20 protein-coding genes, 2 tRNA genes and 3 rRNA genes are annotated in these 22,826 nt (G+C 55.9%); 12 read left to right on the top strand and 13 right to left on the bottom strand.

Going from position 1 to position 22,826, the window contains the following annotated elements; genetic code table 11:
* Positions 1–13 precede the first annotated feature (13 nt).
* The 3 genes from nadB to SIB73_RS10705 all read right to left on the bottom strand — a co-directional run bounded on the left by nadB (position 14) and on the right by SIB73_RS10705 (position 3,014).
* Complete coding sequence (nadB, locus tag SIB73_RS10715; protein ID WP_413405253.1) at positions 14–1,696, bottom strand: L-aspartate oxidase; 1,683 nt, start codon at positions 1,694–1,696, stop codon at positions 14–16.
* Between the two features lie 91 nt (positions 1,697–1,787).
* Positions 1,788–2,165: a photosystem II complex extrinsic protein PsbU gene (gene psbU, locus SIB73_RS10710; protein ID WP_413405255.1), complete on the bottom strand. Its 378-nt coding sequence runs from the start codon at positions 2,163–2,165 to the stop codon at positions 1,788–1,790.
* Between the two features lie 117 nt (positions 2,166–2,282).
* Positions 2,283–3,014, bottom strand: a complete 732-nt coding sequence (locus tag SIB73_RS10705) for a DUF3120 domain-containing protein (protein ID WP_413405257.1) — start codon at positions 3,012–3,014, stop codon at positions 2,283–2,285.
* Positions 3,015–3,097: 83 nt separating this feature from the next.
* Between SIB73_RS10705 and SIB73_RS10700 the strand changes: the two genes are divergently transcribed.
* The 11 genes from SIB73_RS10700 to SIB73_RS10650 all read left to right on the top strand — a co-directional run bounded on the left by SIB73_RS10700 (position 3,098) and on the right by SIB73_RS10650 (position 15,393).
* The gene (locus SIB73_RS10700; protein WP_413405259.1) at positions 3,098–4,006 is read left to right on the top strand and encodes an undecaprenyl-diphosphate phosphatase; all 909 of its coding nucleotides are present in this window, start codon (positions 3,098–3,100) and stop codon (positions 4,004–4,006) included.
* A gap of 19 nt (positions 4,007–4,025) precedes the next feature.
* On the top strand, positions 4,026–5,423 hold the full coding sequence (locus tag SIB73_RS10695; protein WP_413406263.1) for a TIGR03279 family radical SAM protein: 1,398 nt from the start codon (positions 4,026–4,028) through the stop codon (positions 5,421–5,423).
* 24 nt (positions 5,424–5,447) lie between these two features.
* The gene (locus SIB73_RS10690; RefSeq protein WP_413439599.1) at positions 5,448–7,217 is read left to right on the top strand and encodes a TolC family protein; all 1,770 of its coding nucleotides are present in this window, start codon (positions 5,448–5,450) and stop codon (positions 7,215–7,217) included.
* Between the two features lie 16 nt (positions 7,218–7,233).
* Entirely contained in the window at positions 7,234–8,037 is an 804-nt protein-coding gene (locus tag SIB73_RS10685; protein ID WP_413405263.1) for an inositol monophosphatase family protein, read from the top strand.
* Positions 8,038–8,637: 600 nt separating this feature from the next.
* Positions 8,638–10,122, top strand: a 16S ribosomal RNA gene (locus SIB73_RS10680).
* Positions 10,123–10,305: 183 nt separating this feature from the next.
* Positions 10,306–10,379: transfer RNA gene (locus tag SIB73_RS10675), tRNA-Ile, on the top strand.
* A gap of 9 nt (positions 10,380–10,388) precedes the next feature.
* Positions 10,389–10,461: transfer RNA gene (locus tag SIB73_RS10670), tRNA-Ala, on the top strand.
* 392 nt (positions 10,462–10,853) lie between these two features.
* Positions 10,854–13,719, top strand: a 23S ribosomal RNA gene (locus SIB73_RS10665).
* Positions 13,720–13,835: 116 nt separating this feature from the next.
* Positions 13,836–13,952, top strand: a 5S ribosomal RNA gene (rrf, locus tag SIB73_RS10660).
* The 16S, 23S and 5S rRNA genes sit together here with 2 tRNA genes alongside, the layout of an rRNA operon.
* A gap of 105 nt (positions 13,953–14,057) precedes the next feature.
* Complete coding sequence (locus tag SIB73_RS10655) at positions 14,058–14,978, top strand: YihY/virulence factor BrkB family protein (protein ID WP_413405265.1); 921 nt, start codon at positions 14,058–14,060, stop codon at positions 14,976–14,978.
* A 64-nt stretch (positions 14,979–15,042) separates the two neighbouring features.
* Positions 15,043–15,393: a hypothetical protein gene (locus SIB73_RS10650; RefSeq protein ID WP_413405267.1), complete on the top strand. Its 351-nt coding sequence runs from the start codon at positions 15,043–15,045 to the stop codon at positions 15,391–15,393.
* A gap of 20 nt (positions 15,394–15,413) precedes the next feature.
* Here SIB73_RS10650 and SIB73_RS10645 read toward each other — a convergent pair whose 3' ends face one another.
* From SIB73_RS10645 to SIB73_RS10605, 9 genes are all read right to left on the bottom strand, one after another.
* Complete coding sequence (locus SIB73_RS10645) at positions 15,414–15,785, bottom strand: DUF2834 domain-containing protein (RefSeq protein WP_413406265.1); 372 nt, start codon at positions 15,783–15,785, stop codon at positions 15,414–15,416.
* Positions 15,778–16,059, bottom strand: coding sequence for an exodeoxyribonuclease VII small subunit (gene xseB / locus SIB73_RS10640; protein WP_413405269.1), 282 nt, complete (start codon positions 16,057–16,059; stop codon positions 15,778–15,780). The genes SIB73_RS10645 and xseB overlap by 8 nt, the downstream gene beginning before the upstream one ends.
* A 46-nt stretch (positions 16,060–16,105) precedes the next feature.
* Positions 16,106–17,263, bottom strand: coding sequence for an exodeoxyribonuclease VII large subunit (gene xseA, locus SIB73_RS10635; protein ID WP_413405271.1), 1,158 nt, complete (start codon positions 17,261–17,263; stop codon positions 16,106–16,108).
* Entirely contained in the window at positions 17,253–17,429 is a 177-nt protein-coding gene (locus SIB73_RS10630) for a hypothetical protein (RefSeq protein WP_170953712.1), read from the bottom strand. The genes xseA and SIB73_RS10630 overlap by 11 nt, the downstream gene beginning before the upstream one ends.
* A 114-nt stretch (positions 17,430–17,543) precedes the next feature.
* Positions 17,544–17,687 carry a chlorophyll a/b-binding protein gene (locus tag SIB73_RS10625; protein ID WP_066911871.1) on the bottom strand — a complete coding sequence of 48 codons (144 nt, stop codon included), beginning with the start codon at positions 17,685–17,687 and terminating at the stop codon, positions 17,544–17,546.
* 69 nt (positions 17,688–17,756) lie between these two features.
* Positions 17,757–20,294 (bottom strand): ATP-dependent helicase HrpB, encoded by a 2,538-nt coding sequence (hrpB, locus tag SIB73_RS10620; protein ID WP_413405273.1) that lies wholly within the window; start codon positions 20,292–20,294, stop codon positions 17,757–17,759.
* 15 nt (positions 20,295–20,309) lie between these two features.
* The gene (locus tag SIB73_RS10615) at positions 20,310–20,486 is read right to left on the bottom strand and encodes a hypothetical protein (RefSeq protein ID WP_413439598.1); all 177 of its coding nucleotides are present in this window, start codon (positions 20,484–20,486) and stop codon (positions 20,310–20,312) included.
* Positions 20,487–20,537: 51 nt separating this feature from the next.
* Complete coding sequence (locus SIB73_RS10610; protein WP_066911878.1) at positions 20,538–20,921, bottom strand: hypothetical protein; 384 nt, start codon at positions 20,919–20,921, stop codon at positions 20,538–20,540.
* Between the two features lie 56 nt (positions 20,922–20,977).
* Positions 20,978–21,241 carry a DUF2973 domain-containing protein gene (locus SIB73_RS10605; protein WP_413406266.1) on the bottom strand — a complete coding sequence of 88 codons (264 nt, stop codon included), beginning with the start codon at positions 21,239–21,241 and terminating at the stop codon, positions 20,978–20,980.
* A 235-nt stretch (positions 21,242–21,476) separates the two neighbouring features.
* On the opposite strand from SIB73_RS10605, the gene SIB73_RS10600 reads away from it, so the two are divergent.
* Complete coding sequence (locus tag SIB73_RS10600) at positions 21,477–22,613, top strand: trypsin-like peptidase domain-containing protein (protein WP_413439792.1); 1,137 nt, start codon at positions 21,477–21,479, stop codon at positions 22,611–22,613.
* A 7-nt stretch (positions 22,614–22,620) separates the two neighbouring features.
* Here SIB73_RS10600 and SIB73_RS10595 read toward each other — a convergent pair whose 3' ends face one another.
* Entirely contained in the window at positions 22,621–22,812 is a 192-nt protein-coding gene (locus tag SIB73_RS10595; RefSeq protein WP_413405276.1) for a hypothetical protein, read from the bottom strand.
* Positions 22,813–22,826: the final 14 nt, after the last annotated feature.

The raw sequence follows: 22,826 nt of genomic DNA, 5'->3' as shown, positions 1-22,826 counted from the left end.
CACAGCGTGCTGGTTATTCAGTGACGCAGCGGGTCTTGATTCCTTCTCCTCTGAGCTGCCGACTGTGTCGACGCCATTGGGGAAGGCAACTGGGAGCATCACTGCGGAAGTGCCCTCCGCGACTTTCGGTTCTGAACAGACAGGCTTCCAGAAGCAGTGCAGTGGTGCGCTGGCGATGGGCAAGATCAAGCAAGAGGTTCAGCTCCTGGCGGCTGGGCTCCTCAAGCTCCAGAAGTTGCTGATGGGACTGTTGGTTGACCATGCACAGGAGCTCCTCCTGCTCCAGAGGGTTCATTGCTTTTGTGGTCAACTTCAGCAGTGTCTGCATCCCGACTCTGGAGCGATTGACCCCAGCCACGTCCCAGCACTGTTCTCTCAAATTCGCGATTTTGCGCGTTAATTCGCCCATACCGGTGTTGCTGCGGGCATTGGTCTGAGTGGTGCTGATGCTGTGTCCCCGAGTTTTCCAGTGCTTGTCGGCAGCTGAAACAGCTGGCAGGTCGATCGCTCCCAGTTGGCGAGCAAAAACCAGGCATTCCATCAGTGAGTTGCTGGCCAGACGATTGGCACCGTGCAGACCGGTGCAGGCCACCTCTCCCACTGCGTAAAGGCCTGGCAGTGATGTGGCGGCATTGAGATCGGTTGCCACGCCTCCCATCCAGTAATGGGCTGCAGGAGCCACTGGAATTGGTTGCTGAAGAGGATTGAGATTGTGGTTGCGGCATCGCTCCAGAATGGTTGGGAATCGGCGCTCAGCCTGGTCGCGAGGAATTCCTGAAAGGTCCAGACCGACGTGGTCGACGCCCTGGAGGCGCATGCATTTCAACAGTGCACGACTGACCTGGTCTCTGGGCGCAAGATCAGCTCCTGGAAGTTGATTGACCGGACTGTTCCCGGCTGCGTCCACAAGTCTTGCTCCTTCTCCGCGAACTGCTTCTGAGATCAGAAAACAGGGAGCTCCAGGAAGCTTCAGTGCAGTGGGATGAAACTGGACAAACTCGAGATCTTCAACCGCGGCCCCGGCAGCCCAGGCCAGGGCGATTCCCTCCCCCGCGGCTTGGGCGGGATTGGTGGTGTTGGTGTAAAGGTGACCCCCGCCTCCGGTGGCCAGGATCACTGCTCTGGCTCGGATCCATTGCAGCCTGAACCCATCCAGAACCTGCACACCGCAGCACCGTCCGTTCTCCACCCAGAGCTGGCTGACGCGAACACCCCTGCGATGCAGTAACCCAGGCCTTTGCTCGGCGCGCTGTCGCAGCACATCGACCAGCGCATGGCCGGTTCGGTCCTGGACATGCAGCACGCGATGATGGCTGTGGGCAGCCTCGAGTGTGGTGGCCAGACTCCCGTCGCTGTTCCGGTCGAAATCCATCCCCAGCTCGAGCAGCCTGTCGACGCACTGCGGTGCCTGTTCAACAAGAAAGCGAACGGAATCACCGTCGCAGAGGCCGGCACCGGCGTGGATGGTGTCTATCGCATGGCTGTCGCTGTTGTCATCCCGACGCGTCACTGAAGCGATTCCGCCTTGAGCCCATCGGCTCGATGAACGCCTGCTGGTGTTGCGATTGACCAGCAGCACTCGAAGTCCGGCGGGCAGTTCAAGACAGGTCATCAGGCCTGCGGCCCCGGCGCCTACCACCACCACGTCCCAAGGACCTGAGGGAATGGGTTCGCTGCCAGGGTCATAGGGTTTCATTTCACCACCAAAAAACCGCCGGGTTATCCGGCGGTTTCACCGCAATCCAGGCATTCCAATCAGTGGAGATCGGCGTTTTCAGAAAACTGCCTCAGCGGTACTGCCCATCGTTGATCCGGTCGAATCCTTCGTTGAGAGCTATCGACGGTTCCGTAACGGTGAAGTTCTCACGGTATTTGTCGAATAGCTCTTTCTGGCGGTCGGTCAGATCCAGGGAGAGAACGTCATCAACACTCTCGTAGGGGCCACCCAGAACAATTTTGCCGGCGAGGGTGGGATACATACCAGGGAACTGCTGAAACCGACGCACAGAGGAATTGTTCAGATCCACCTTTTCGCCACGCTCGGCGATCTTGTCGTCGGCCACGTTGCGGATGTCAGCAGCCTGAACGCTCGCGGGTAGCAACAGGCCCATCAGCAGACCTGCCATCACAAGAATGCCTGTAAGCCAGGACAGCAGACGCTTCATGGAACTCTCCGTCTTGAGGATCGGAACGGGATGATTACCGGCGATGCCGATCTCCAAACCTTACAAGTGCCATCGCCCGGAACTGTTGCGAGCAGTCGCAGTTTTTTGCAGTTCGTTTCAGACCAGTCCGCTCAGTTCCGGCGCGAACAACGACAACGACAGGAATAAGCCGTCGACTAAAAGAGTTGTGAATAACACCGCTGCAGCAATACTCCAGGCCTTGTCAGTCGAAGCAGAAAGAATGCTGCGATGTCTGCAGTACTGAACCAGCTGAAGAATGATCAAGCCTGCAGCAGAGACCGTTAAGAGAGAACTTGGCCTCAGCACACAGACGGCAGCATCTTGCAGGAGAACAGTTGCTTCTGTGGGGGAAGCAGCAATCACTGCAGGCCAGAGCCCCATGACGCCAGTGAGTGCCATGGCCAGGTCGGTGAAGGCCGTTCCCAGTAAAGATGCGAGATAAAAGGCACAGCCAAGCCGCCAGCGCGTCTGCAGACCGGTGATTGCCAGAGGCAGTGCGAAGGCCTCAACCGGAACATGCAGCAGTGGATGACTCGCCAACCATCCCCAGAAAAGGCTGCCGGCCAACCAGCTGCCACTGAATCCGACCAGCAGTGCCCCGAAGTCCTGACCTTTCCTGGGTGCGATCGCATTGGTGATCACTCCCACACCGAGGAGCACCAGGCCGAACAGGCAGGAGGTGAACGGTTGAATGCGAACCCATGGAGCCTGAATGAACACTGGCAGCACGACCAATGCCGATGCCCAGAAGGGCAGACTTATGCGCCCCAGGGAGAGCGGCTGAACCGGCTCAGCGAAGGCCTGGTTGCGTATCAGCCCACTGAACAACGGTCCACTCCCACCCGGATGTGAAGAAAGGAATGTGACCTTAGAAGATTTCCGCCTGGTTGAGGGTTTTTGTGAGGTCGCTGATGTCATTGGATGTTGGATCCGGCGATAGCGTCCTGGAGCCTTCGTTCAGGACGTCAGAGGTGTCAGATCCCGGGCTTTTCGAGGCCATCTGGAGAAATGTCGTGTTGGGTGTTGTGCAGGGGCTCACTGAGTTTCTGCCCATCAGCAGCACGGCTCATCTGAAGGTGGTGCCCGCACTCGCCGGTTGGGAGGACCCGGGCGTGTCCGCCACTGCAGTGATCCAGCTGGGCAGCATCGTCGCTGTCATTGGCTATTTTCGCGACGACCTCCTGGGGGTCTGGAGGGGAATCAGCGGTGCACTCACGAGAGGTCAGTGGCGAGAACCGGAAGCCCGCCTCGGGATTGCCATGGCCATTGGCACCCTGCCGATCCTGGTGGTGGGGCTTGGCATCAAGATGTTCTGGCCCGGCTACGAAACGTCGCCACTGCGCAGCGAACCGGTAATCGCAGTTGTGTCGATCGTGATGGCGTTGCTGCTGGCCCTGGCCGAGCAGCTGGGCCCGCGTCTCAAACGGCTTGACCAGGTTCAGGGGCGTGATGGTCTTGTGGTCGGTCTCGCTCAGGTGCTTGCACTGATTCCTGGAGTGTCCCGGTCTGGAAGCACGCTCACCGCATCATTATTTGATGGTTGGAAGCGACCGGATGCAGCCCGTTTCTCCTTTCTGCTGGGCATCCCAGCCATCACCCTGGCGGGGTTCGTGCAACTGAAGGACGCCTTCAGCCAGCCCAGCCCAGGCGGCGCGTTGCCGCTGTTGCTCGGAATCCTCTCCGCTGCAGTGGTCTCCTGGCTGGCCATCGACTGGCTGCTGAAGTACCTGCAGCGTCACAGCACCTGGATTTTTGTGATCTATCGACTCCTGTTTGGCGTGTTGCTGCTGGTGTGGTGGTCCGGCGCAGGCTCAAACTGATAACAGTCGACTGCTCGCTGTGTGGAATGAGCCCTCCGCAGGGGTTGCTGTCACAGCTCTGGATCCCGCGAGTCCTTCTCGGCAGCCAGAGCCTGCGGTGGTGGCTTCCGTCGAGGCAGGTTCAATCGGAGAGGAACTGGGATTCGAGCCCGGGGATCAACTGCTGAGCATCAATGGTGTGCGTCCTCGCGATCTCATTGATTACCGATATCTCATCGTTGATGAGGAGCTGACGCTCGAAGTTCGTGACAGCGCCGGTGAGCTGCACTGCGTGGAGCTGGAAAAAGATGCCGATGACGGGCTCGGTCTTGCTTTTACGGAAGCCCTGTTTGATGGCCTTCGCCAGTGCACCAACCGCTGCCCTTTCTGTTTCATTGATCAACAGCCACCGGGTCATCGCGACAGTCTCTATCTCAAGGACGATGACTATCGACTCAGTTTTCTCTACGGCTCCTATCTCACTCTCACCAACCTCAGTGATTCCGACTGGGACCGGATTGAGCAGCAAAGGCTGACACCGCTGTTCGTTTCGGTGCATGCCACCGATCCCGATCTGCGCTCCACTCTTCTCGAGAATCCAAGAGCCGGGAGGCTGTTGGAGCAGCTGAAGTGGTTCGCTCAGAGGGATCTGCAGATCCATGCCCAGGTTGTGGTGTGTCCAGGACTCAACGATGGCGAAGCACTGCTGAACACTCTTCGGGATCTTGCCGGGTTTGCAGGTGTTGAGTGGCCTGCCGTGCTGTCAGCTGCTGTTGTACCGGTGGGCCTGACACGTTTCCGACCTCCGGGCGATGGATTGCGAGCGGTCACTCCGGAGGATGCCGAGCGGGTGATTGATGCGGTGGAACCTCTCCAGGCTGAATTCCAGGAGCGCTTCGGCAGTCGATTTGTCTGGTTGTCGGATGAGTGGTACCTGATCGCAGGCCGTGCCTTGCCACCTCGCTGCAGCTACGAGGATCTCCCTCAACAGGAAAATGGTGTGGGAACGATTCGAGCGTTTCTCGAATCCCTGGATGAGGCCACCGAATCACTCCCTGAGCGTGTCGCTGAGCCGCTGCGCAGCAGCTGGGTTGTCGGGCGACTTGTGGACCGGGCTCTTGAGACCGTGACCAAACGTTTGAACAGGATTGAAGGCGTCAGCTTGCGAATGCATGGTCTACCCAGTCCCTACTGGGGGCAGGATCAGGTGGTCACCGGGCTGCTGACTGGCCAGGATCTGCTGGATGGCCTCAAGGATCAGGACCTGGGTGATCAGTTGCTTTTGCCATCGGTGATGTTGCGGCAGGGGCAGCCTGTGTTTCTGGATGACATGACCTTGGATCAGGTTCAGGCACAGCTTCCTGTCCCCATTCGAATCGTGCATGGAGCAGCTGACATCGTGGCTGCTGTGCTCGGAGATCCGGAGAAAACCACCTAAACTCCGCCAAGCTCGGTATTTGATGTGCGTCGGACTGCTGCAAGCCTTCTTCTGATTGCAGGCATGGTGCCCGTCGACATCGCAGCAAGTGCTCTAGCTCAGGAGCCTTCTGATGTCTCCGCAGACAATGGCTCGTCGCTGATTGATCAGAACACCCTCCCCAATGCCATTGATCTGAAAGGATCCAGGCCACAGGCGGATCCTTCCCTGCTTCCCCCAGCGGCAACAACCTTGCCCGAAACGCTCGATGGGCTCCAGGCGCCGCCGAGTCTTGCCTTGCCCAATCAGCCTGATCAGGTTCGAATTCGTGAGCTCAGACCGCTCACACTGGCTGAAGTCGAACGACTTGCTGAAGTCAATAATCCCAATCTGAAAGCTGTCGCTCTCGAAGTGCAGCAGGCCAAGTCGAGCCTGCGAGCGGCAATTTCAAGTTGGTATCCCAATCTCAATCTCAGTGCCAATGGTCTCCCCCAGTATCTGGCGGGTGAATCACAGAGGTTTAACTCCAGTCGATCTGATTCACAGAGATCGGATTCCAATCAATCAGGTTTCAATCAATCAGATTCCAATCAATCAGATTTTGTGAACCCCTTCACCGATCTTGAGGTTGAAGATGGACGCCTCACCAGAACTGAGATCACTTCCGCCAATTTTTCAGCACAACTTAATTGGAAATTGATTGATCCAGGCCGTGTGCCTGAAATAGCCGCGGCTCGCGATCTCTTTGAAAGGGCTCGTGATTCGTATTTGATTTCCTTAAGAGATCTTCGTCTTCAAACAGCCGAAGCGTATATCCGACTGCAGGAACGCGATGAAACTGTCAACGTTGGCAAGCAGTCAGTTGCTGCTTCACTGGTCAGCCTGCGAGACGCACGGGCTCGTTTTCAGGCGGGTGTTGCCACCAAGCTTGAAGTGTTGGAGGCGGAAACTCAACTTGCTCGAGACAGAGACCTGTTGACTCGAGAATTGAATTTTCAGTCCCGTGCTCGCAGAGAATTGGCAAAGATTATTGATCTCCCTCAAGATGTGACTCCCACCGCCGCCACGCCTGCAAGGGTTTTGGGTGTCTGGGAGCCTTCCCTTCAGGAGAGCATCATCGCTGCCTATGCGTTCAGGGAAGAGCTTGATCAACTCATACTTGATATCTCGATCAATAACAGCAATGCCAATCGTGCTCTTGCTGCAGTGCAGCCTGTTCTCAGCATTTACAACAATTTTCAGACCAGGCGTTTCAAGGGGGGGACATCAGAACCACCTGTAAATACCGATGCTTATGGCTGGAGTTTCGACAATGCCGTTGGGCTTTCAGCACGTTGGAATGTTTTCGATGGTGGTCGCGCTCGTGCCGAATACAGGCGCAACAAGCAGAAAGCTGAAGCCAGTACCTATGACTTTGCTACTCGCAGAGGTGAAATTCGTTTTGAAGTGGAGCAAAGCTTCTTCAATCTGCGTGACAGACAAGCTTCGATTCGTACCACTGCCAGAGAAGTGCTCTCTTCTCAAGAAGCGCTGCGCCTGGCCAGGTTGCGCTTCCAGGCGGGTGTGACTACACAGCGTGAAGTGGTTGAAACTCAAAGGGATGTCACCAACGCGCAGGTTCGCTATGTCAGCGCGATTGCTGACTACAACGTTTCTGTAGCCAAACTAAGGCGATTCACAGGCCTTGATCAGGTTGCGTCCTGCCCACCTTTGAATCTGCCTGGGGACAAGCCTCAACCATCAGCTTCCGAAGTTGTTCCGATCGTTCCTGAACCCAACTTCCCAGCTTGTGAAGCCTCCCTGCTGGGATCCTGATCATGACGGCTAGACGTTGACTTCGAGATTCCTGAACCCTCAGCAGTTGCGCGCCGTCCATCAGCTACTCGACAGGGTTGCGGAACGGCAGAGACAGGATTTCGGTCACATCGTTTCTGATATCAAGGAGGATGGGTCCTTGATCACCGCTTGTGACCGCTGGAGTGATCAGGTTCTGGTGGAAGGGCTCTCCAAGCTTGCTCCCGGTGAATTCACTCTCAGCGAGGAAGGGGAGAAGCGCTGTCCTACCTCTTCGGGCTTCTGGGTTGTCGATCCCCTTGACGGCACCACCAACTTCGCTGCCGGAATTCCTTACTGGGCGATTTCAGTGGCACGTTTTGTCGATGGCCAGCCCACTGAGGCTTTTCTCGATATTCCACCCCTGAATCAACGCATCGTGGCGATCCGTGGTCAAGGAGCATGGCGCAATGGCAAACCTCTGACTCCACAGACCCGTCTGCAGTCAGGCAGTGCCTGCGTGTCGCTCTGCAGTCGTGCGATCAGAGTGCTGCAGCGCCGTCATCAGGATCCTTTCCCAGGCAAAATCCGCCTGCTTGGTGTTGCCAGTGTGAACCTGGTCAGCGTGGCCATGGGGCAGACCGTCGCAGCGCTGGAAGCAACACCAAAGATCTGGGATCTTGCAGCTGCCTGGCTCGTTCTCACCGAACTGAACTGTTCTTTGCAGTGGCTTGACCAGGATCCGGCGATGCTGACTCCTGGAGAGGATCTTTCCGAGGTCAGCTTTCCAGTGCTCGCAGCGAGCTCGCAGGCTGAACTTGACCGTCTCAGGCCCTGGGGAGAGTCTTTGCTGCTTCCCTGACTGGCTGACCAGTTGCGTATTGGGGCAATAGTGAGCTATGTTTTTGGACTGCGCGGCAGGCGGAAGCCTGGAGCGCAGCTTCTGAACATGAAGAGCGCGAGCTTGTAATGTTTGGGGGTGCTTACGAGGCCGGGAGGGAGAGATCCCACGGTGTTGTAAGTTTCACAAGCGGTCGCGAGGCCGCACCGCCAACCGCTCCTGAGAGGGAACGCGTCGGCAGAACCTGGACAATCGAAAAGTTTAGGAACTGACGCTTTCATCGCGTCGAGTTTTGATTACTGAGCTGCAAAGTTGAGTAATTGAGCTTGATGATAATGCGATGTAAGTGTGAGGTCCCGTCAACAATTTTAGTTGCAAGGAAGCAACGTGCTTACAGAGTTGAAAGTTTTCACGAGCTTTTGAATTTGTCGGTGTGCATGTTGTGGAGCAACAACCGGATCTGAGATCCTGGAAAGTCACGAAGGAGAGATTCTTAGTGCACTCTTATGAACCCTTCTGTCAGAGGAAGGTGGTTTTTACTGCAACCAGTGCGCCAGTGCTGAGTGAGCGGGAAAAGCAAATCAGGTTGAGGAAATGAAAATTTTCGAGAGGACTTGATCTACAACGGAGAGTTTGATCCTGGCTCAGGATGAACGCTGGCGGCGTGCTTAACACATGCAAGTCGAACGAACCTTCGGGTTAGTGGCGGACGGGTGAGTAACGCGTGGGAATCTGCCCTCAGGAGGGGGATAACGGCTGGAAACGGCCGCTAATACCCCATATGCCGAGAGGTGAAACGAATTTCGCCTGAGGATGAGCCCGCGTCTGATTAGCTAGTTGGTGAGGTAAGAGCTCACCAAGGCATCGATCAGTAGCTGGTCTGAGAGGATGATCAGCCACACTGGGACTGAGACACGGCCCAGACTCCTACGGGAGGCAGCAGTGGGGAATTTTCCGCAATGGGCGAAAGCCTGACGGAGCAACGCCGCGTGAGGGATGAAGGCCTCTGGGCTGTAAACCTCTTTTCTCAAGGAAGAAGATCTGACGGTACTTGAGGAATAAGCCACGGCTAATTCCGTGCCAGCAGCCGCGGTAATACGGGAGTGGCAAGCGTTATCCGGAATTATTGGGCGTAAAGCGTCCGCAGGCGGCCTTTCAAGTCTGCTGTTAAAACGTGGAGCTTAACTCCATCATGGCAGTGGAAACTGTTGGGCTTGAGTGTGGTAGGGGCAGAGGGAATTCCCGGTGTAGCGGTGAAATGCGTAGATATCGGGAAGAACACCAGTGGCGAAGGCGCTCTGCTGGGCCATAACTGACGCTCATGGACGAAAGCCAGGGGAGCGAAAGGGATTAGATACCCCTGTAGTCCTGGCCGTAAACGATGAACACTAGGTGTCGGGGGAATCGACCCCCTCGGTGTCGTAGCCAACGCGTTAAGTGTTCCGCCTGGGGAGTACGCACGCAAGTGTGAAACTCAAAGGAATTGACGGGGGCCCGCACAAGCGGTGGAGTATGTGGTTTAATTCGATGCAACGCGAAGAACCTTACCAGGGTTTGACATCCTGCGAATCTCTTGGAAACGAGAGAGTGCCCTCGGGAACGCAGTGACAGGTGGTGCATGGCTGTCGTCAGCTCGTGTCGTGAGATGTTGGGTTAAGTCCCGCAACGAGCGCAACCCACGTCTTTAGTTGCCAGCATTTAGTTGGGCACTCTAGAGAGACCGCCGGTGATAAACCGGAGGAAGGTGTGGATGACGTCAAGTCATCATGCCCCTTACATCCTGGGCTACACACGTACTACAATGCTACGGACAAAGAGCAGCAAGTTCGCGAGGACAAGCAAATCTCATAAACCGTGGCTCAGTTCAGATCGTAGGCTGCAACTCGCCTACGTGAAGGAGGAATCGCTAGTAATCGCAGGTCAGCATACTGCGGTGAATACGTTCCCGGGCCTTGTACACACCGCCCGTCACACCATGGAAGTTGGCCACGCCCGAAGCCGTTACTCCAACCCTTGTGGAGGAGGACGTCGAAGGTGGGGCTGATGACTGGGGTGAAGTCGTAACAAGGTAGCCGTACCGGAAGGTGCGGCTGGATCACCTCCTAACAGGGAGACAAACATTGATTTTGATGTCTGAGTACTTAATTCTTAGGCCGAAATCCTGTCACCTTAGGTCGATCGGTACCTCAATTTTGAAATCAAGAATGCATAGCGATATGAATTGCTTGATGGAGATTTTCAGTTCCTAAACTTTGTCTAGGTCACATCCCACAAGGGTTGAGTCTTCCTGGGCCATTAGCTCAGGTGGTTAGAGCGCACCCCTGATAAGGGTGAGGTCCCTGGTTCAAGTCCAGGATGGCCCATTCGGTGTTGGGGGTTTAGCTCAGTTGGTAGAGCGCCTGCTTTGCAAGCAGGATGTCAGGAGTTCGAGTCTCCTAACCTCCACTGATCGAACTCAATCTCCATCGTCTGAAAGATGGAAGGTGAACTCGAGGAGATGTGATTTAGATGTGTCCGCTGGCATGACCCCAGCTTCCTGTCATTCCGAAATGACGTGATTTATCACGATGTTTTGGTTGATAAGATGCTGGGCTCGAACTGATTGATCAGTTTGATGTCTAGCAGAACCTTGACAACTGCATAGGAAAAAGTCTGTAAGAATAAAGCATCTCTCATGGATGCATCATTCTTTTTTAGGATGATGTCAATTCTTGAGCAAGAGCCGAGACTCCATGACGTTCTTCTGATTGTGTCGAGCAATCAGGAGTTTGATGAATAATTCAGTCATGAATCATTCAGAATCTGTTTCAACAACAGCAAGCGTTTTGGAGATGAATGGTCAAGCTACAAAGAGCTCACGGCGGATACCTTGGCACACAGAGGCGATGAAGGACGTGGTTACCTGCGATAAGTCTCGGGGAGCTGGAAACACGCTTTGATCCGGGAATTTCCGAATGGGGCAACCCTTAGAACGGCCAGCTGAATCCATAGGCTGGCACGAGCCAACCCAGCGAACTGAAACATCTTAGTAGCTGGAGGAAAGGAAAGTAAAAACGACTCCCTGAGTAGCGGCGAGCGAACGGGGAAGAGCCTAAACCGATGGTTTCGACCATCGGGGTTGTGGGACAGCAATGTGGAAAAGGGATGTTAGTGGAAGTGTTTGAAAGACACGCCAAAGAGGGTGAAAGCCCCGTACACGAAAACTGAACTGACCTAGCTGTATCCCGAGTAGCACGGAGCACGTGAAATTCCGTGTGAATCCGCGAGGACCACCTCGTAAGGCTAAGTACTACTGTGTGACCGATAGCGAAACAGTACCGCGAGGGAAAGGTGAAAAGAACCCCGGGAGGGGAGTGAAATAGAACATGAAACCGTGAGCTTACAAGCAATGGGAGCCCGACTTATCGGGTGACCGTGTGCCTGTTGAAGAATGAGCCGGCGACTTATAGGCACTGGCGGGTTAAACCGGAAATGGTGGAGCCACAGCGAAAGCGAGTCTGAATAGGGCGTTTGTCAGTGTTTATAGACCCGAACCCGGGTGATCTAACCATGGCCAGGATGAAGCTTGGGTGATACCAAGTGGAGGTCCCAACCAACTGACGTTGAAAAGTCACTGGATGAGCTGTGGTTAGCGGTGAAATGCCAATCGAACCCGGAGCTAGCTGGTTCTCCCCGAAATACGTTGAGGCGTAGCGTCTCGTGCTCCAGCAGGGGGGTAAAGCCACCATTTCGGTGCGGGCTGCGAGAGCGGTACCAAATCGAGATGAACTCTGAATACCCTGTGTGTAGCGAGGCAGTCAGACTGTGGGGGATAAGCTCCATGGTCGAGAGGGAAACAGCCCAGACCGCCAGCTAAGGTCCCCAAATCAACGCTAAGTGATAAAGGAGGTGGGATTGCCCAGACAACCAGGAGGTTTGCCTAGAAGCAGCCATCCTCAAAGGAGTGCGTAATAGCTCACTGGTCGAGCGATCCTGCGCCGAAAATGAACGGGGCTAAGCGTTGTACCGAAGCTGCGGATTTATGGTAGGGGAGCGTTCTATGTGGGGCGAAGCGTTAGCGTGAGCGGGCGTGGACTGCATAGAAGTGAGAATGTCGGCTTGAGTAGCGAAAACATGGGTGAGAATCCCATGCACCGAAACCCTAAGGGTTCCTCCGGCAGGCTCGTCCGCGGAGGGTTAGTCTGGTCCTAAGGTCAGGCCGAAAGGCGTAGTCGATGGATAACAGGTCAACATTCCTGTACCGGTTATGTTTTGGGAAGAGGGACGGAGAAGGCTAGCCGAGCCAGACGTTGGTTACTGGTTCAAGCGTTCGAGGCTATGAGGAGCGGCGAAAACGCTCCGAGCTGAGGCGTGAGTACGAGCTGCTACGGCAGCGAAGTCGGTGATGTCATGCTTCCAAGAAAAGCTCTATACCCGTTAAGGCATAACTGCCAGTACCCGAAACCGACACAGGTGGGGTGGTAGAGAATACCGAGGTGCGCGAGGTAACTCTCTCTAAGGAACTCGGCAAATTAGCCCCGTAACTTCGGGAGAAGGGGTGCCACCGCAAGGTGGTCGCAGTGAAAAGGCCCTGGCGACTGTTTACCAAAAACACAGGTCTCCGCTAAGTCGCAAGACGATGTATGGGGGCTGACGCCTGCCCAGTGCCGGAAGGTTAAGGAAGCCGGTCAGCGTAAGCGAAGCTGGCGACTGAAGCCCCGGTGAACGGCGGCCGTAACTATAACGGTCCTAAGGTAGCGAAATTCCTTGTCGGGTAAGTTCCGACCCGCACGAAAGGCGTAACGATCAGGGCGCTGTCTCGGAGAGAGGCTCGGCGAAATAGAATTGTCTGTGAAGATGCGGACTACATACACCCGGACAGAAAGACCCTATGAAGCTTTACTGTAGCTTGGTATTGTGCCCGGGCTCTGAATGCGCAGGATAGGTGGGAGACGTTGATCTAGTGCTTGTGGGTACTAGGGAGTCAATGGTGAGATACCACTCTTTCAGAGCTAGGGTTCTAACGTTCACCCGTTATCCGGGGAGCGGACAGTATCAGGTGGGCAGTTTGACTGGGGCGGTCGCCTCCTAAAAGGTAACGGAGGCGCACAAAGGTTTCCTCAGGCTGGTTGGAAATCAGCTGACGAGTGCAAAAGCAGAAGGAAGCTTGACTGTGAGACCTACAAGTCGAACAGGGACGAAAGTCGGTTTTAGTGATCCGACGGTTCTGAGTGGAAGGGCCGTCGCTCAACGGATAAAAGTTACTCTAGGGATAACAGGCTGATCTCCCCCAAGAGTTCACATCGACGGGGAGGTTTGGCACCTCGATGTCGGCTCATCGCAACCTGGGGCTGAAGTCGGTCCCAAGGGTTGGGCTGTTCGCCCATTAAAGCGGTACGCGAGCTGGGTTCAGAACGTCGTGAGACAGTTCGGTCCATATCCGGTGTATGCGTAGGAATATTGAGAGGATTTCTCCCTAGTACGAGAGGACCGGGAGGAACGCACCTCTGGTGTACCAGTTATCGTGCCAACGGTAAACGCTGGGTAGCCATGTGCGGAGTGGATAACCGCTGAAAGCATCTAAGTGGGAAGCCCACCTCAAGATGAGTATTCCCATGGGGTAACCCAGTAAGGTCACGGGAAGAACACCCGTTGATAGGCTCTACGTGGAAGTCCAGTAATGGATGCAGCGGAGGAGTACTAATAGACCGAGGGCTTGACCATGATTTGGTTCTTGCCTGAGGCGACGTTTTATTCAAAACAGATGCATCATTGATGATGAAAATCATTGGTGATGTCCTATGCAGTTCTCAGGGTTCAACCTTGGGAATGTTTTCTATCCTGGTGTCCATAGCGTTGTGGAACCACTCCGATCCATCTCGAACTCGGTTGTGAAACGCAGCAGCGGCGACGATATTTGGGGGGTAGCCCCCTGAGAAAATAGCTCGATGCCAGGTAAAACATTCCAATCACATCAGTGATACGAAGAAAGCCACCCAGGAGAGGGTGGCTTTTTTTGTACCCTGACGCGCTAGTTTGGATTCATAACACTGGCGGATTTCATGGCACAAGGGCTGTCGATTCGTCAAATTTGCCGCTCTCTTTGGAGGGCTTATTTGCGTTGGGTTTCTTCGGATTGCGTAGATCTCAGTGCTGCTTTTGCGTACTACACGCTTCAGTCAATCTTTCCGATTCTGGTGATCTCATTATCAGTTGCCTCCTGGTTTTTAGGCAGGCAGCAGAATCTTGACGAACAAATACTGGCCTACGCCAGTGGTGTGCTGCCATCTCCAGCCATTGAAATTATCCGTCAGACTCTCCAGCAACTTGTTTCTCAGCGATTCGGAGCTGGCCTTCTGGGCGCCGTTGTTTTGCTTGTCACTGCTGGGAATGTTTATCTGACCCTGCAGCGAGGAGCCGATCGTTTATGGCGTGATGTTTTGCAGCCTTTGCCTGATGCATTGCCGTTCGGAGTGCAGGCTTATCGTTTTGTGCGGGTGCGGGTTGAAGCTTTTTTTGTCGTGATTCTGATTGGTCTTCTCGTCGTTGTTGATCAAATCAGTGCCAATCTGCGAATGGTTCCGGCAGCTTTTCTTGATGAATTTTTCCGCTCTGTGCCATGGCTGGCTGATGTTTTTCTGGATTTACCAGTGCTTCAATTTGGACGTTTGTTGATTCCCTTTCTTGGATTTTCCGCAATGGCTTTGTTGTTGCAGTTCCTGCTTCCCAGCAGGAAAGTTCCTTTTTTGCCACTGATCCCAGGTTCCTTGTTGATCGGCTTTTTGCTAACAATTTTAAATCTTGCGGTCAGTCGAAGCATTTTTTCACTCGGATCTCGCTTTCAGGCTTATGGCGTTATCGGCGGGGTTCTTGTGCTGACATTATGGATCTGGATGGTCGGTGTAGTGATTTATTTCGGTCAGTGCTGGAGTGTGGAGTTGGCCAATATGCGTATTAAGAAGGGCGGTGATCCGTTCATTTAGCTTGCCCAAGACTGACGTTAATCAGTGATTATGGAGATCCTTCATTCACCGGGTCCCGAGTGATATGGGTCGACTGCCCCCTTTGGTCTGGCTCATGGCCCTGTTGCTGTTGTTGCCGACACCGGTAGGCAGAGCTTTGATCGATGTGCTCGGAGGAGTAGCCCTTGTTCTGCTCGCCCTTCCTCTGCTCCTGGCTGGTCTTGGTTGGATTGGTTGGAGGGTGTTGCAAAGCCGAATGCAGGTTTGTCCCAACTGCGGCTCGGCTTCCCTGCAGGCCAACCCGGTTTGTGCTGTCTGCGGATCTGCTTTCTCAAATGTGGATACATCGCAGACCTCCACTTCGCAATTTAAAGATGATTCGATTCCTGCAAGTTCCGCCACGATTGACGTCACTGCAGAGGATGTAGAAATCTGAGCTAGATCTGATTCAGCTGCTTATCCATTATCTGGATTGATCGGTTGATCCTCCTTTTCAAGCTCCACAAGTCGGCGTTCACGCAAATGCAGGAAAAAGGGGCCGCCGCAGGCAAACGACACGGTCACGCACAACACCAGGGTGATCCACCAGCCCTTGACCTGCAAACGGCGACCCTCAATGGCGATCCAGATGGTGAACGCAGTGGCGCCGATGATCAGATCGCGGCTGAGGGATCGTGATGCTGCATTCAGATTGGCATCCCTGATAAAGCCACTGAGGTCGAAGCCTGAGCCCGTTCCCGTCTGCATGAATTCCAGATTGGCTTGCCAGGGCAATACGGCACCGAGCAGGGCCAGAAGCAAGTAGCTCCAGATCAGAATGTTACGCATCATTCCGCTGCTTGAAGGTCTCTGTGGTCAATGTATCGGGGTTAAGTTGAAGAACATTCTGTTCTGTTTCACTGAGAAGTTGTTCACATCGACTCAAGTAAATCTCCGCCCGTTGATAACTGTTCTGGAGTTCGGATAACGGTAGAGCTTCGTCCTGAAGCCTGGCCAAGAGGAGGTCGAGTGCCTGAAGCGCCTCTTCATAGTTCAGTGTTTCTGCTTGCTTGCGCCAAGTCTCCTGTGACTCGGTCTTGACCGTTTGGGGTTTTTTCGGCATGAAAAAAGGATGACGTTGGCTTCAAATCAGAGGTTTTCGTCCGGAGTCAGGTGTGTCCAAGAGTGTTCTGAACGGTTTGAACAGTCACGCCGATCTGCCCGTCTCGAAGATGAATCTCAAGATTGTCGCTGGGCCTGGCTTCCTTCACTGACTCCAGCACAGTGCCGTCCACTTGCATCACTCTGGCGAAACCTCTGCTCAACCATCGATCCGGTGAGAGGGCCGTGAGTAGTTGCTGTCGTTGGCGCAACTGATGACGGGTGCGCTGCAGCACGGTTTCTGGATGAACACTTTGCAGCTGTAGCTGCTTCTGCTTCAGCCGTTCCTGTTCTCGTCTGAAACGCCACTGTTGTTGTTGAACCAGCTGCAAGCGTTGCTGACGGACTGTCTGCAACGCTGTGACTCGACTCGGAAAAAGGCTGACGATTGCCGCTGTTGGAGTGGCAGCCCTGTGATCAGCTACAAGATCGGCCACCGTGAGGTCGTCTTCGTGCCCCAGACCTGTCACGACCGGAAAGCAGATTGCGGCAATGGCTCGACAGACCTGTTCGTCGTCGAACACCATAAGATCTTCACGGCTGCCTCCCCCCCTGGCCAGCACAAGAGCATCAAGCTTCAACTGAGGTTGAGCCTTGTTGATTTGTTCCAACACTGCACTGATCTGTTGAGCTACTGCTCCCTGAACAGGGATCGGAACAACAAGTAGCTCAGCCAGTGGCCATCGCTCGCTTGCGGTTCTCAGCATGTCCGCCAGGGCTGAACTGGGCACGCTCGTCAACAGCGCAATGCGGGTAGGGATCAATGGCAGGCTTTTTCGCGCTGCTGGATCAATCAACCCTTCTGATGACAGCAGTGCTTTAACCGCTTCAAAGCGTCGATCAACGGTGGAGAGACTCGGGCGGATGTCAATGGCCTGTACGGCGAGACTGGCCCGAGCCGCCCAGAAATTCAGCTTTCCGATCACCGTGATGCCGTCCCCGTCTGCAGGGACGTAATCGAGCTGATTCAACCGTGAGGCCCAGCAGACCACCGTGATGGTTGCTTCCCCGTCGGTGAGGTTCACCCAGAGGTGTCCTTTTTTGATCTGGGGGCGGGACGCACTGCCCTGGACCAGAAAACGGGGGGCGAAACCGCGCTCGAGCAGGGAGCCGACTGCGTTGTTGAGCTCCTTGACGGAGTAGCTGGGGATGGCGTTATCGATCAAGGCGGCGATAGGCGAAACCCCAGTAGATGCAGACAGCACCAGCAATGACACTGAGGATCCGCCCCCACTGATGGTCCAGCTGGGTCAGCCCGATCGATAGAAACACCAGTGCACTGCTCAGCAACCTGGCACCATCGCGGCGGTTGCCGGCGAAGAAACGGGGCAAGGGCAGAGAACAACTTCAAGTACTCTCTCGCAGTGACGGCGGACATTGAAAAACCCCATCGGCAGGCCGATGGGGTTTGCATGGATGCAGGGCTTGCAGTGCCCTCTATCGCTGTCAGCCGAGGCCAATCTGGGACAGGATGCCCTGGCCGGTGAGCAGTTCGGTACCCAGGCCGATCACGAAGCCCATCATGGCCAGCCGGCCATTCCAGGTTTCAGCGAAGTTGACGAAGCCGAAGCGGGATGCGTTGTCAGACATGGGTCGTGTTCCTTGACTTCAACCAATGTAACAAACAATGGAGTTTTGTTGCCTGTCGTGAATGCGACATTACGGCCTTTTCTTCGACTTGCTAGTCGGAAAGGCTGTCATCGGTGATTCCGGCCAGGGGTGTTTCGGGTAGCGGCCGCGCATCTCACGACGCACATCGTGATAGCTGCCCGCCCAGAAGCCGGCAAGATCCCTGGTGCGCTGGAGGGGACGACCAGCTGGGGAGAGCAGTTCAAGGGTTACCGGCAGTGCCCCGTTGAGAAGGATCGGTCCTTGGCTGCTGCCGAACATCTCCTGCAGCTTCACCGAGAGCACTGCGTCGTCATCTCCGTAAATCACTCTGGCTTCTCTGCCGCTCGGAATCTTCAACCGCTCAGGAAGCAATCTGTCCAGCTCCCGGCGCCTTTCCCAGGGGAGATCATTCCACAACGCTTCAATCAGCTCCCGGCTGTCCAGGTCCTGCCAGCTGCTGCAGTTCAGACTGGCCTCCTTGATCCAAAGTTCGGGTCTTTTCTGCAGTTCCTGAAGTGTGCGATTGGGCCATGGGGCTCCAAGATGAATGTGGGCAATCTGAAGGCGCCGACGCAGCTGTTCGCAGCGTTCATTCCAGGGCAGAAGATTGAGGCCATGGTTCTGAAGTCGCTGCAGCAAGGCATGGCTCACCAGATCAGCTGAAGGGCGTGGCAGTTGCTGGCGTTGCAATTCGATCGCACCAAGGCTCAGCACTCGCTCGCCGCTGATCCGTTGCTGGCTGTCGTTCCAGACAACGTGATCGTTCCATTCCCCCTGTTCTTTCGCCATATCCTCGAGATGCTGCCTGCTGATGGGTACCGCCAGGCGGATGCATGCATCTCGATCTTTGAGGTCGAGCCGGGCGATGGCCAGGGCTTCGGCGCCGCTCAGCGGATCGGACTTGGGTAGAACCGCCCCGCGCCCCTGGCGCAGAAGGAACGAACCTGCACGCCCCGGTCGTGCCAGGGCCAGCCATTCGGGGAATGCCGTGGCGATTAACTTTGCGACGCAGAAGTCCTCGGTTTCGCTCGAGAACATCTGCCTCCCCTGTGGTTCGACAGTCCGCAACTGTCTTTGCCACTTTCGGCTCTGCCGCAGCAGCAGATCCTGGACATCGTGATGATCTGATCGCTCTGTATCTCTGAGACGCTGGAGGCGGAGGCCGATGTCACACCCGAGATCGCGGACCCCCGGGAGATCCCTTTCACTCAGCAACGCAGCCAGATCGCAGGCCATCTCCTCCAGTCCCCAATTCCTCGCCTGGATCAGCATCAGTCCCAGTCTTGGGTGCATGCCGAAGGCTGCCACTTGTCGGCCCATCGCTGTGATGTGCCCCTGATCGGTCAGCAGTTTCAGCTGCTTCAGCTGTTGTTGCCCTTCCTGGAACAGTGGTCGGGGGGGAGGTTCCAGCCAGTCGAGCTCTTCACCCAGGCCAGCTCCCCACTGCGCCAGGTCAAGCAAGGTGGGTTGTGGATCTGCCCGTTGCAGCTCCGGAAGGTCTTGCGCTGGTCGGCGTTGCTCTTCAGCCGCTGACCAAAGGCGTACACATCGGCCGGGTCTCTGTCGACCCGCTCGTCCCCGCCTCTGATCTGCGCTGGCCATGCTGGCTGGTACGGTCACCAACCCTTCCATCCCGGTGCCTGGATCAAAACGCGTGTGGCGATTCAGCCCTGCATCCACAACGAGACGTATGCCATCCAGCGTGAGTGAACTTTCCGCAATCGATGTGGCCAGAACGATGCGTCCGTTCCAGCGTTTGTTGCAGGCTTTGAGTGCTTCGGACTGCAGTTTGAGAGACAGCTGACCATGCAGCGCCAGCACCTGCCAGTTCTCCAGCCGCTGCTCCCTGTTCAGCCTCTGTCGGCATCGTTCAATCTCTCGCACGCCGGGTAGAAAAACGAGCACACCGGGGGGACTTCCGCCGTCATGGTGACTGCGTTCGAGCTCGATCAATTCCTGTTCGAGCACGCGCAACACATGAGCTTCGAGGGGCTCTTTGTCGCGAGCAGGGCAGTGGCAGGTTTCCACCGGGAAGGCTCTTCCCTCACTGGTGAGCGTGTCTGCTGCATCGAACTGAGCACTCAGCTCCTCCAGCTCCAGAGTTGCAGACATCAGCAGCAGCTTCAGATCAGGCCTGAGCAGGCGTCGTGCTTCCCGAAGAAGTGCAAGGGCGACGTCACTGTCCCGTCGGCGCTCGTGGAATTCATCGAAGATCACGATGTCCACTCCGGGCAGGTCGGGCTGAGACTGAAGACGCCGCAGGAACAACCCGTCAGTGATGACTTCGATGGTCGTGGCGTCTGATCGCTTTTGCTCGTTGCGAACGGAGTAGCCCACTCGCTGTCCCACGGGTTCGCAGATCGATGCAGCAAGTCGTGTCGCTGCCGCCTTCGTTGCCAGTCGTCGCGGCTCAATCAACAGGAGTCGGCCTTCGACACGCGGTGCATTGACCAGTTCCCCAATCAATGCCAGAGGAACTCGGGTGGTTTTGCCTGCCCCCGGTGGTGCCTTGAGGATCAGTGTTCCTGAGCTGTGAAGGCGAGCGCACAGCTCGTGCAGAAGTGCATCAATGGGGAAGGAACCCAAGGTCGACGATCGGCGTCAGCGGACGAAGTTGAGGATCCCAAGCAGCAGAATGCTGGTCAAAGCTCCCATTGCGGTGAGCAAACGGATGAGCGGGGAACTGCGATGTTTCAGCGTGGCCATGAAGAAATCCTTTAAGGCCTGGCCAGAGTTATTTAGCCCTTTGCCGGGCGGCTTGGCTGTATCCGCTGGCACGGCGTTACACGCAGAAAGGTGCAGAGCGCGGGGGGCTTTCGAATGCGGGGGTCAGCGCACGTGGCGAGCACCATCAACAGGGTGGTAATCCTCTCCGGTTAGTTCCTCGTAGACAATTGCGGGAAGTCCGGTTTCGAACATCGTCTGCAGGGCTTCTTTGAGGTAGGGGTTCCAGCCACCGGTACTCACCTGGCCATGCCTGACTGTCCAGTCCCAGGTTCCCTGAAGATCTCTTGGGATGCGACCTTCACGGTCGCGTCGTGCAACCAGATCGAGTGACTCCACCAGACCCACCTGGATCGGATCCTTGCCGTAAGCCGGAGTGAGGCTGAGTTCCAGACGCACCGGATCCTCCTTGAGCAAACGCAGGCGAAAGCGGGGAGGGAGTTTCACGGATTTGATCACCGCGGCAACGATCCGTGTTCTTTGATCCACCAGGAGGTTCCCCCTACGAGTCCGAGTCGAGCTGCCGCGCAGCTGTCTTACCCAACCTATTCACTGGAGCGCACCCCAGGTTCTCCAGTTTCGTCCTCGCCACTGAAGCGGACGGTGAGCAGATCTTCTTCCGTCAACCGACCATCTCCATCAAGCAGCTCCGGATGAATGGTCACCTTGCCGGTTCGGTCCACAGGGGTGTCAGTCGTCCCTGGAGAACGCACTGCTGCGCTGAACCCTCGCCCCATCACCCGGAAGGCTTGCCACAGCAGGGCAAGGAAAACCAGTCCGTAAATCAGGGGGAAAAGACTGCTGATCATGGGATGTCGGCGGTTGTCGTACTGGGACACACCCTCTCTGCACACCATCATCGCCATTTCCCGCCCAGTTGTGCTTGTTCATGGAGCACTGTTGGTTGCATCTGGTCATGGAATCAGGGGTGCTTCCCCCTGTCCACGGAGGATTGCGCTCATTAACGTCAGATTCTCGAAATTCGTCGATGCCCTCTCCATGGCTGTGGCACCATTCGTTTGTGATTTGAAGTCCGCTCCGGTGATGCATGTTCGCCGCCGGTGTCTGCCTTTGATCGTTGGGCTGTCACTGATCGGCCCTGCCGAGCTGGCCATGCCACTGCGGGAAGGGCATGCCTCAGCGGCGCTCGCAGCTTCCTCCGGTTTGACGGCACAGTCATTTGTCGCCGCGGCTGTGGCCCGAAGCGGTTCCGCTGTGGTCACTCTGGAAACGCAGCGAACCGTGAGAGCCGCCGGTGGCGCAGGGTTACCACAGGGACTGTTGATCGATCCCTTCTTTCAGCGATTCTTCGGTTTGCAGGGATCACCGTCTCCACGGGCTCGCGTCGAACGTGGACAGGGCAGCGGTGTGATCTTCGATGCCCAGGGTCTGGTCCTGACCAATGCGCACGTGGTTGAGAATATGGATCGGGTGATGGTGGGTCTGCCTGACGGCAGACGAGTGTCCGGCGAAGTTGTTGGTCAGGACACGGTGACTGACCTCGCGGTCGTGAAGCTCAAGGGGGGCGGCCTCTGGCCAACGGCCTCCCTCGGTAATTCGGATCGGTTGCGAGTAGGTGACTGGGCCATCGCTGTCGGCAATCCTTTCGGATTGGAGAACACAGTGACGCTCGGCATTGTGAGCAACCTCAACCGCAACGTGTCCCAGCTCGGAATCCAGGGCAAACGTCTTGATCTGATTCAGACCGACGCCGCCATCAATCCGGGGAACTCAGGTGGTCCGCTTCTCAATGCCGCCGGTGAGGTGGTGGGGATCAACACACTGGTGCGTTCGGGTCCCGGCGCCGGTCTGGGATTTGCGATCCCGATCAACAGGGCGAGAACCATCGCCGAGCAGCTTGTGACTCAGGGCAGGGCCAGTCATCCGATGGTCGGTATCGGTCTCTCGACAGTGCCTGCGCCAACGCCTGGAGGCACTGCCCCTCGAGGTGCGGTTGTCCGCTCGGTGATGCCTGGAGGCCCAGGTGCCCTTGCCGGCCTTCAGGTGAACGATGTCATTGTTTCAGTGGCAGGAAAGCCCGTTCGGAATCCTGCTGAAGTGGTCACTGCCATCGATCGCAGTGCTGTTGGTCAGGAACTGATCCTCAGCGTGAAACGGCAGGGACAGAAAATTCCAGTCACGGTGAGACCGGTTGAAATGAGTGCTTTGAAAACGCCCTGATCAACTGTCAAGAATCATCCGAATCCTTGAGTTGCTCCACGCAACGTGTGATGCATTCCCCATCATCCAGGGAGCAGGTGGTGATGCACTCGAAGTAGGTTTCAACGGCATCCCATGTCTGTACGTGTTCGCCTGTTTGATTGGGGCTTGATCCGTTGACTTCACTGAATCCGGCTGGCTGAGTTTCTGTGTTTCTCATCGAGTGCCGAGATC

Source organism: Synechococcus sp. MIT S9509 (assembly GCF_047303035.1).
Taxonomy (GTDB): domain Bacteria; phylum Cyanobacteriota; class Cyanobacteriia; order PCC-6307; family Cyanobiaceae; genus Synechococcus_C.
The sequence above is the reverse complement of the archived record's forward strand: the minus strand, read 5'-3'. Positions and strand labels throughout refer to the sequence as shown.

Excerpts from the sequence above, each read along its gene's own strand:
- nadB (WP_413405253.1), bottom strand. The coding sequence starts at position 1,696 with ATGAAACCCTATGACCCTGGCAGCGAACCCATTCCCTCAGGTCCTTGG.
- psbU (WP_413405255.1), bottom strand. The coding sequence starts at position 2,165 with ATGAAGCGTCTGCTGTCCTGGCTTACAGGCATTCTTGTGATGGCAGGT.
- SIB73_RS10700 (WP_413405259.1), top strand. The coding sequence starts at position 3,098 with ATGTCATTGGATGTTGGATCCGGCGATAGCGTCCTGGAGCCTTCGTTC.
- SIB73_RS10655 (WP_413405265.1), top strand. The coding sequence starts at position 14,058 with ATGGCACAAGGGCTGTCGATTCGTCAAATTTGCCGCTCTCTTTGGAGG.
- SIB73_RS10650 (WP_413405267.1), top strand. The coding sequence starts at position 15,043 with ATGGGTCGACTGCCCCCTTTGGTCTGGCTCATGGCCCTGTTGCTGTTG.
- SIB73_RS10645 (WP_413406265.1), bottom strand. The coding sequence starts at position 15,785 with ATGCGTAACATTCTGATCTGGAGCTACTTGCTTCTGGCCCTGCTCGGT.
- xseB (WP_413405269.1), bottom strand. The coding sequence starts at position 16,059 with ATGCCGAAAAAACCCCAAACGGTCAAGACCGAGTCACAGGAGACTTGG.
- SIB73_RS10625 (WP_066911871.1), bottom strand. The coding sequence starts at position 17,687 with ATGTCTGACAACGCATCCCGCTTCGGCTTCGTCAACTTCGCTGAAACC.
- SIB73_RS10605 (WP_413406266.1), bottom strand. The coding sequence starts at position 21,241 with ATGATCAGCAGTCTTTTCCCCCTGATTTACGGACTGGTTTTCCTTGCC.
- SIB73_RS10600 (WP_413439792.1), top strand. The coding sequence starts at position 21,477 with ATGCATGTTCGCCGCCGGTGTCTGCCTTTGATCGTTGGGCTGTCACTG.
- SIB73_RS10595 (WP_413405276.1), bottom strand. The coding sequence starts at position 22,812 with ATGAGAAACACAGAAACTCAGCCAGCCGGATTCAGTGAAGTCAACGGA.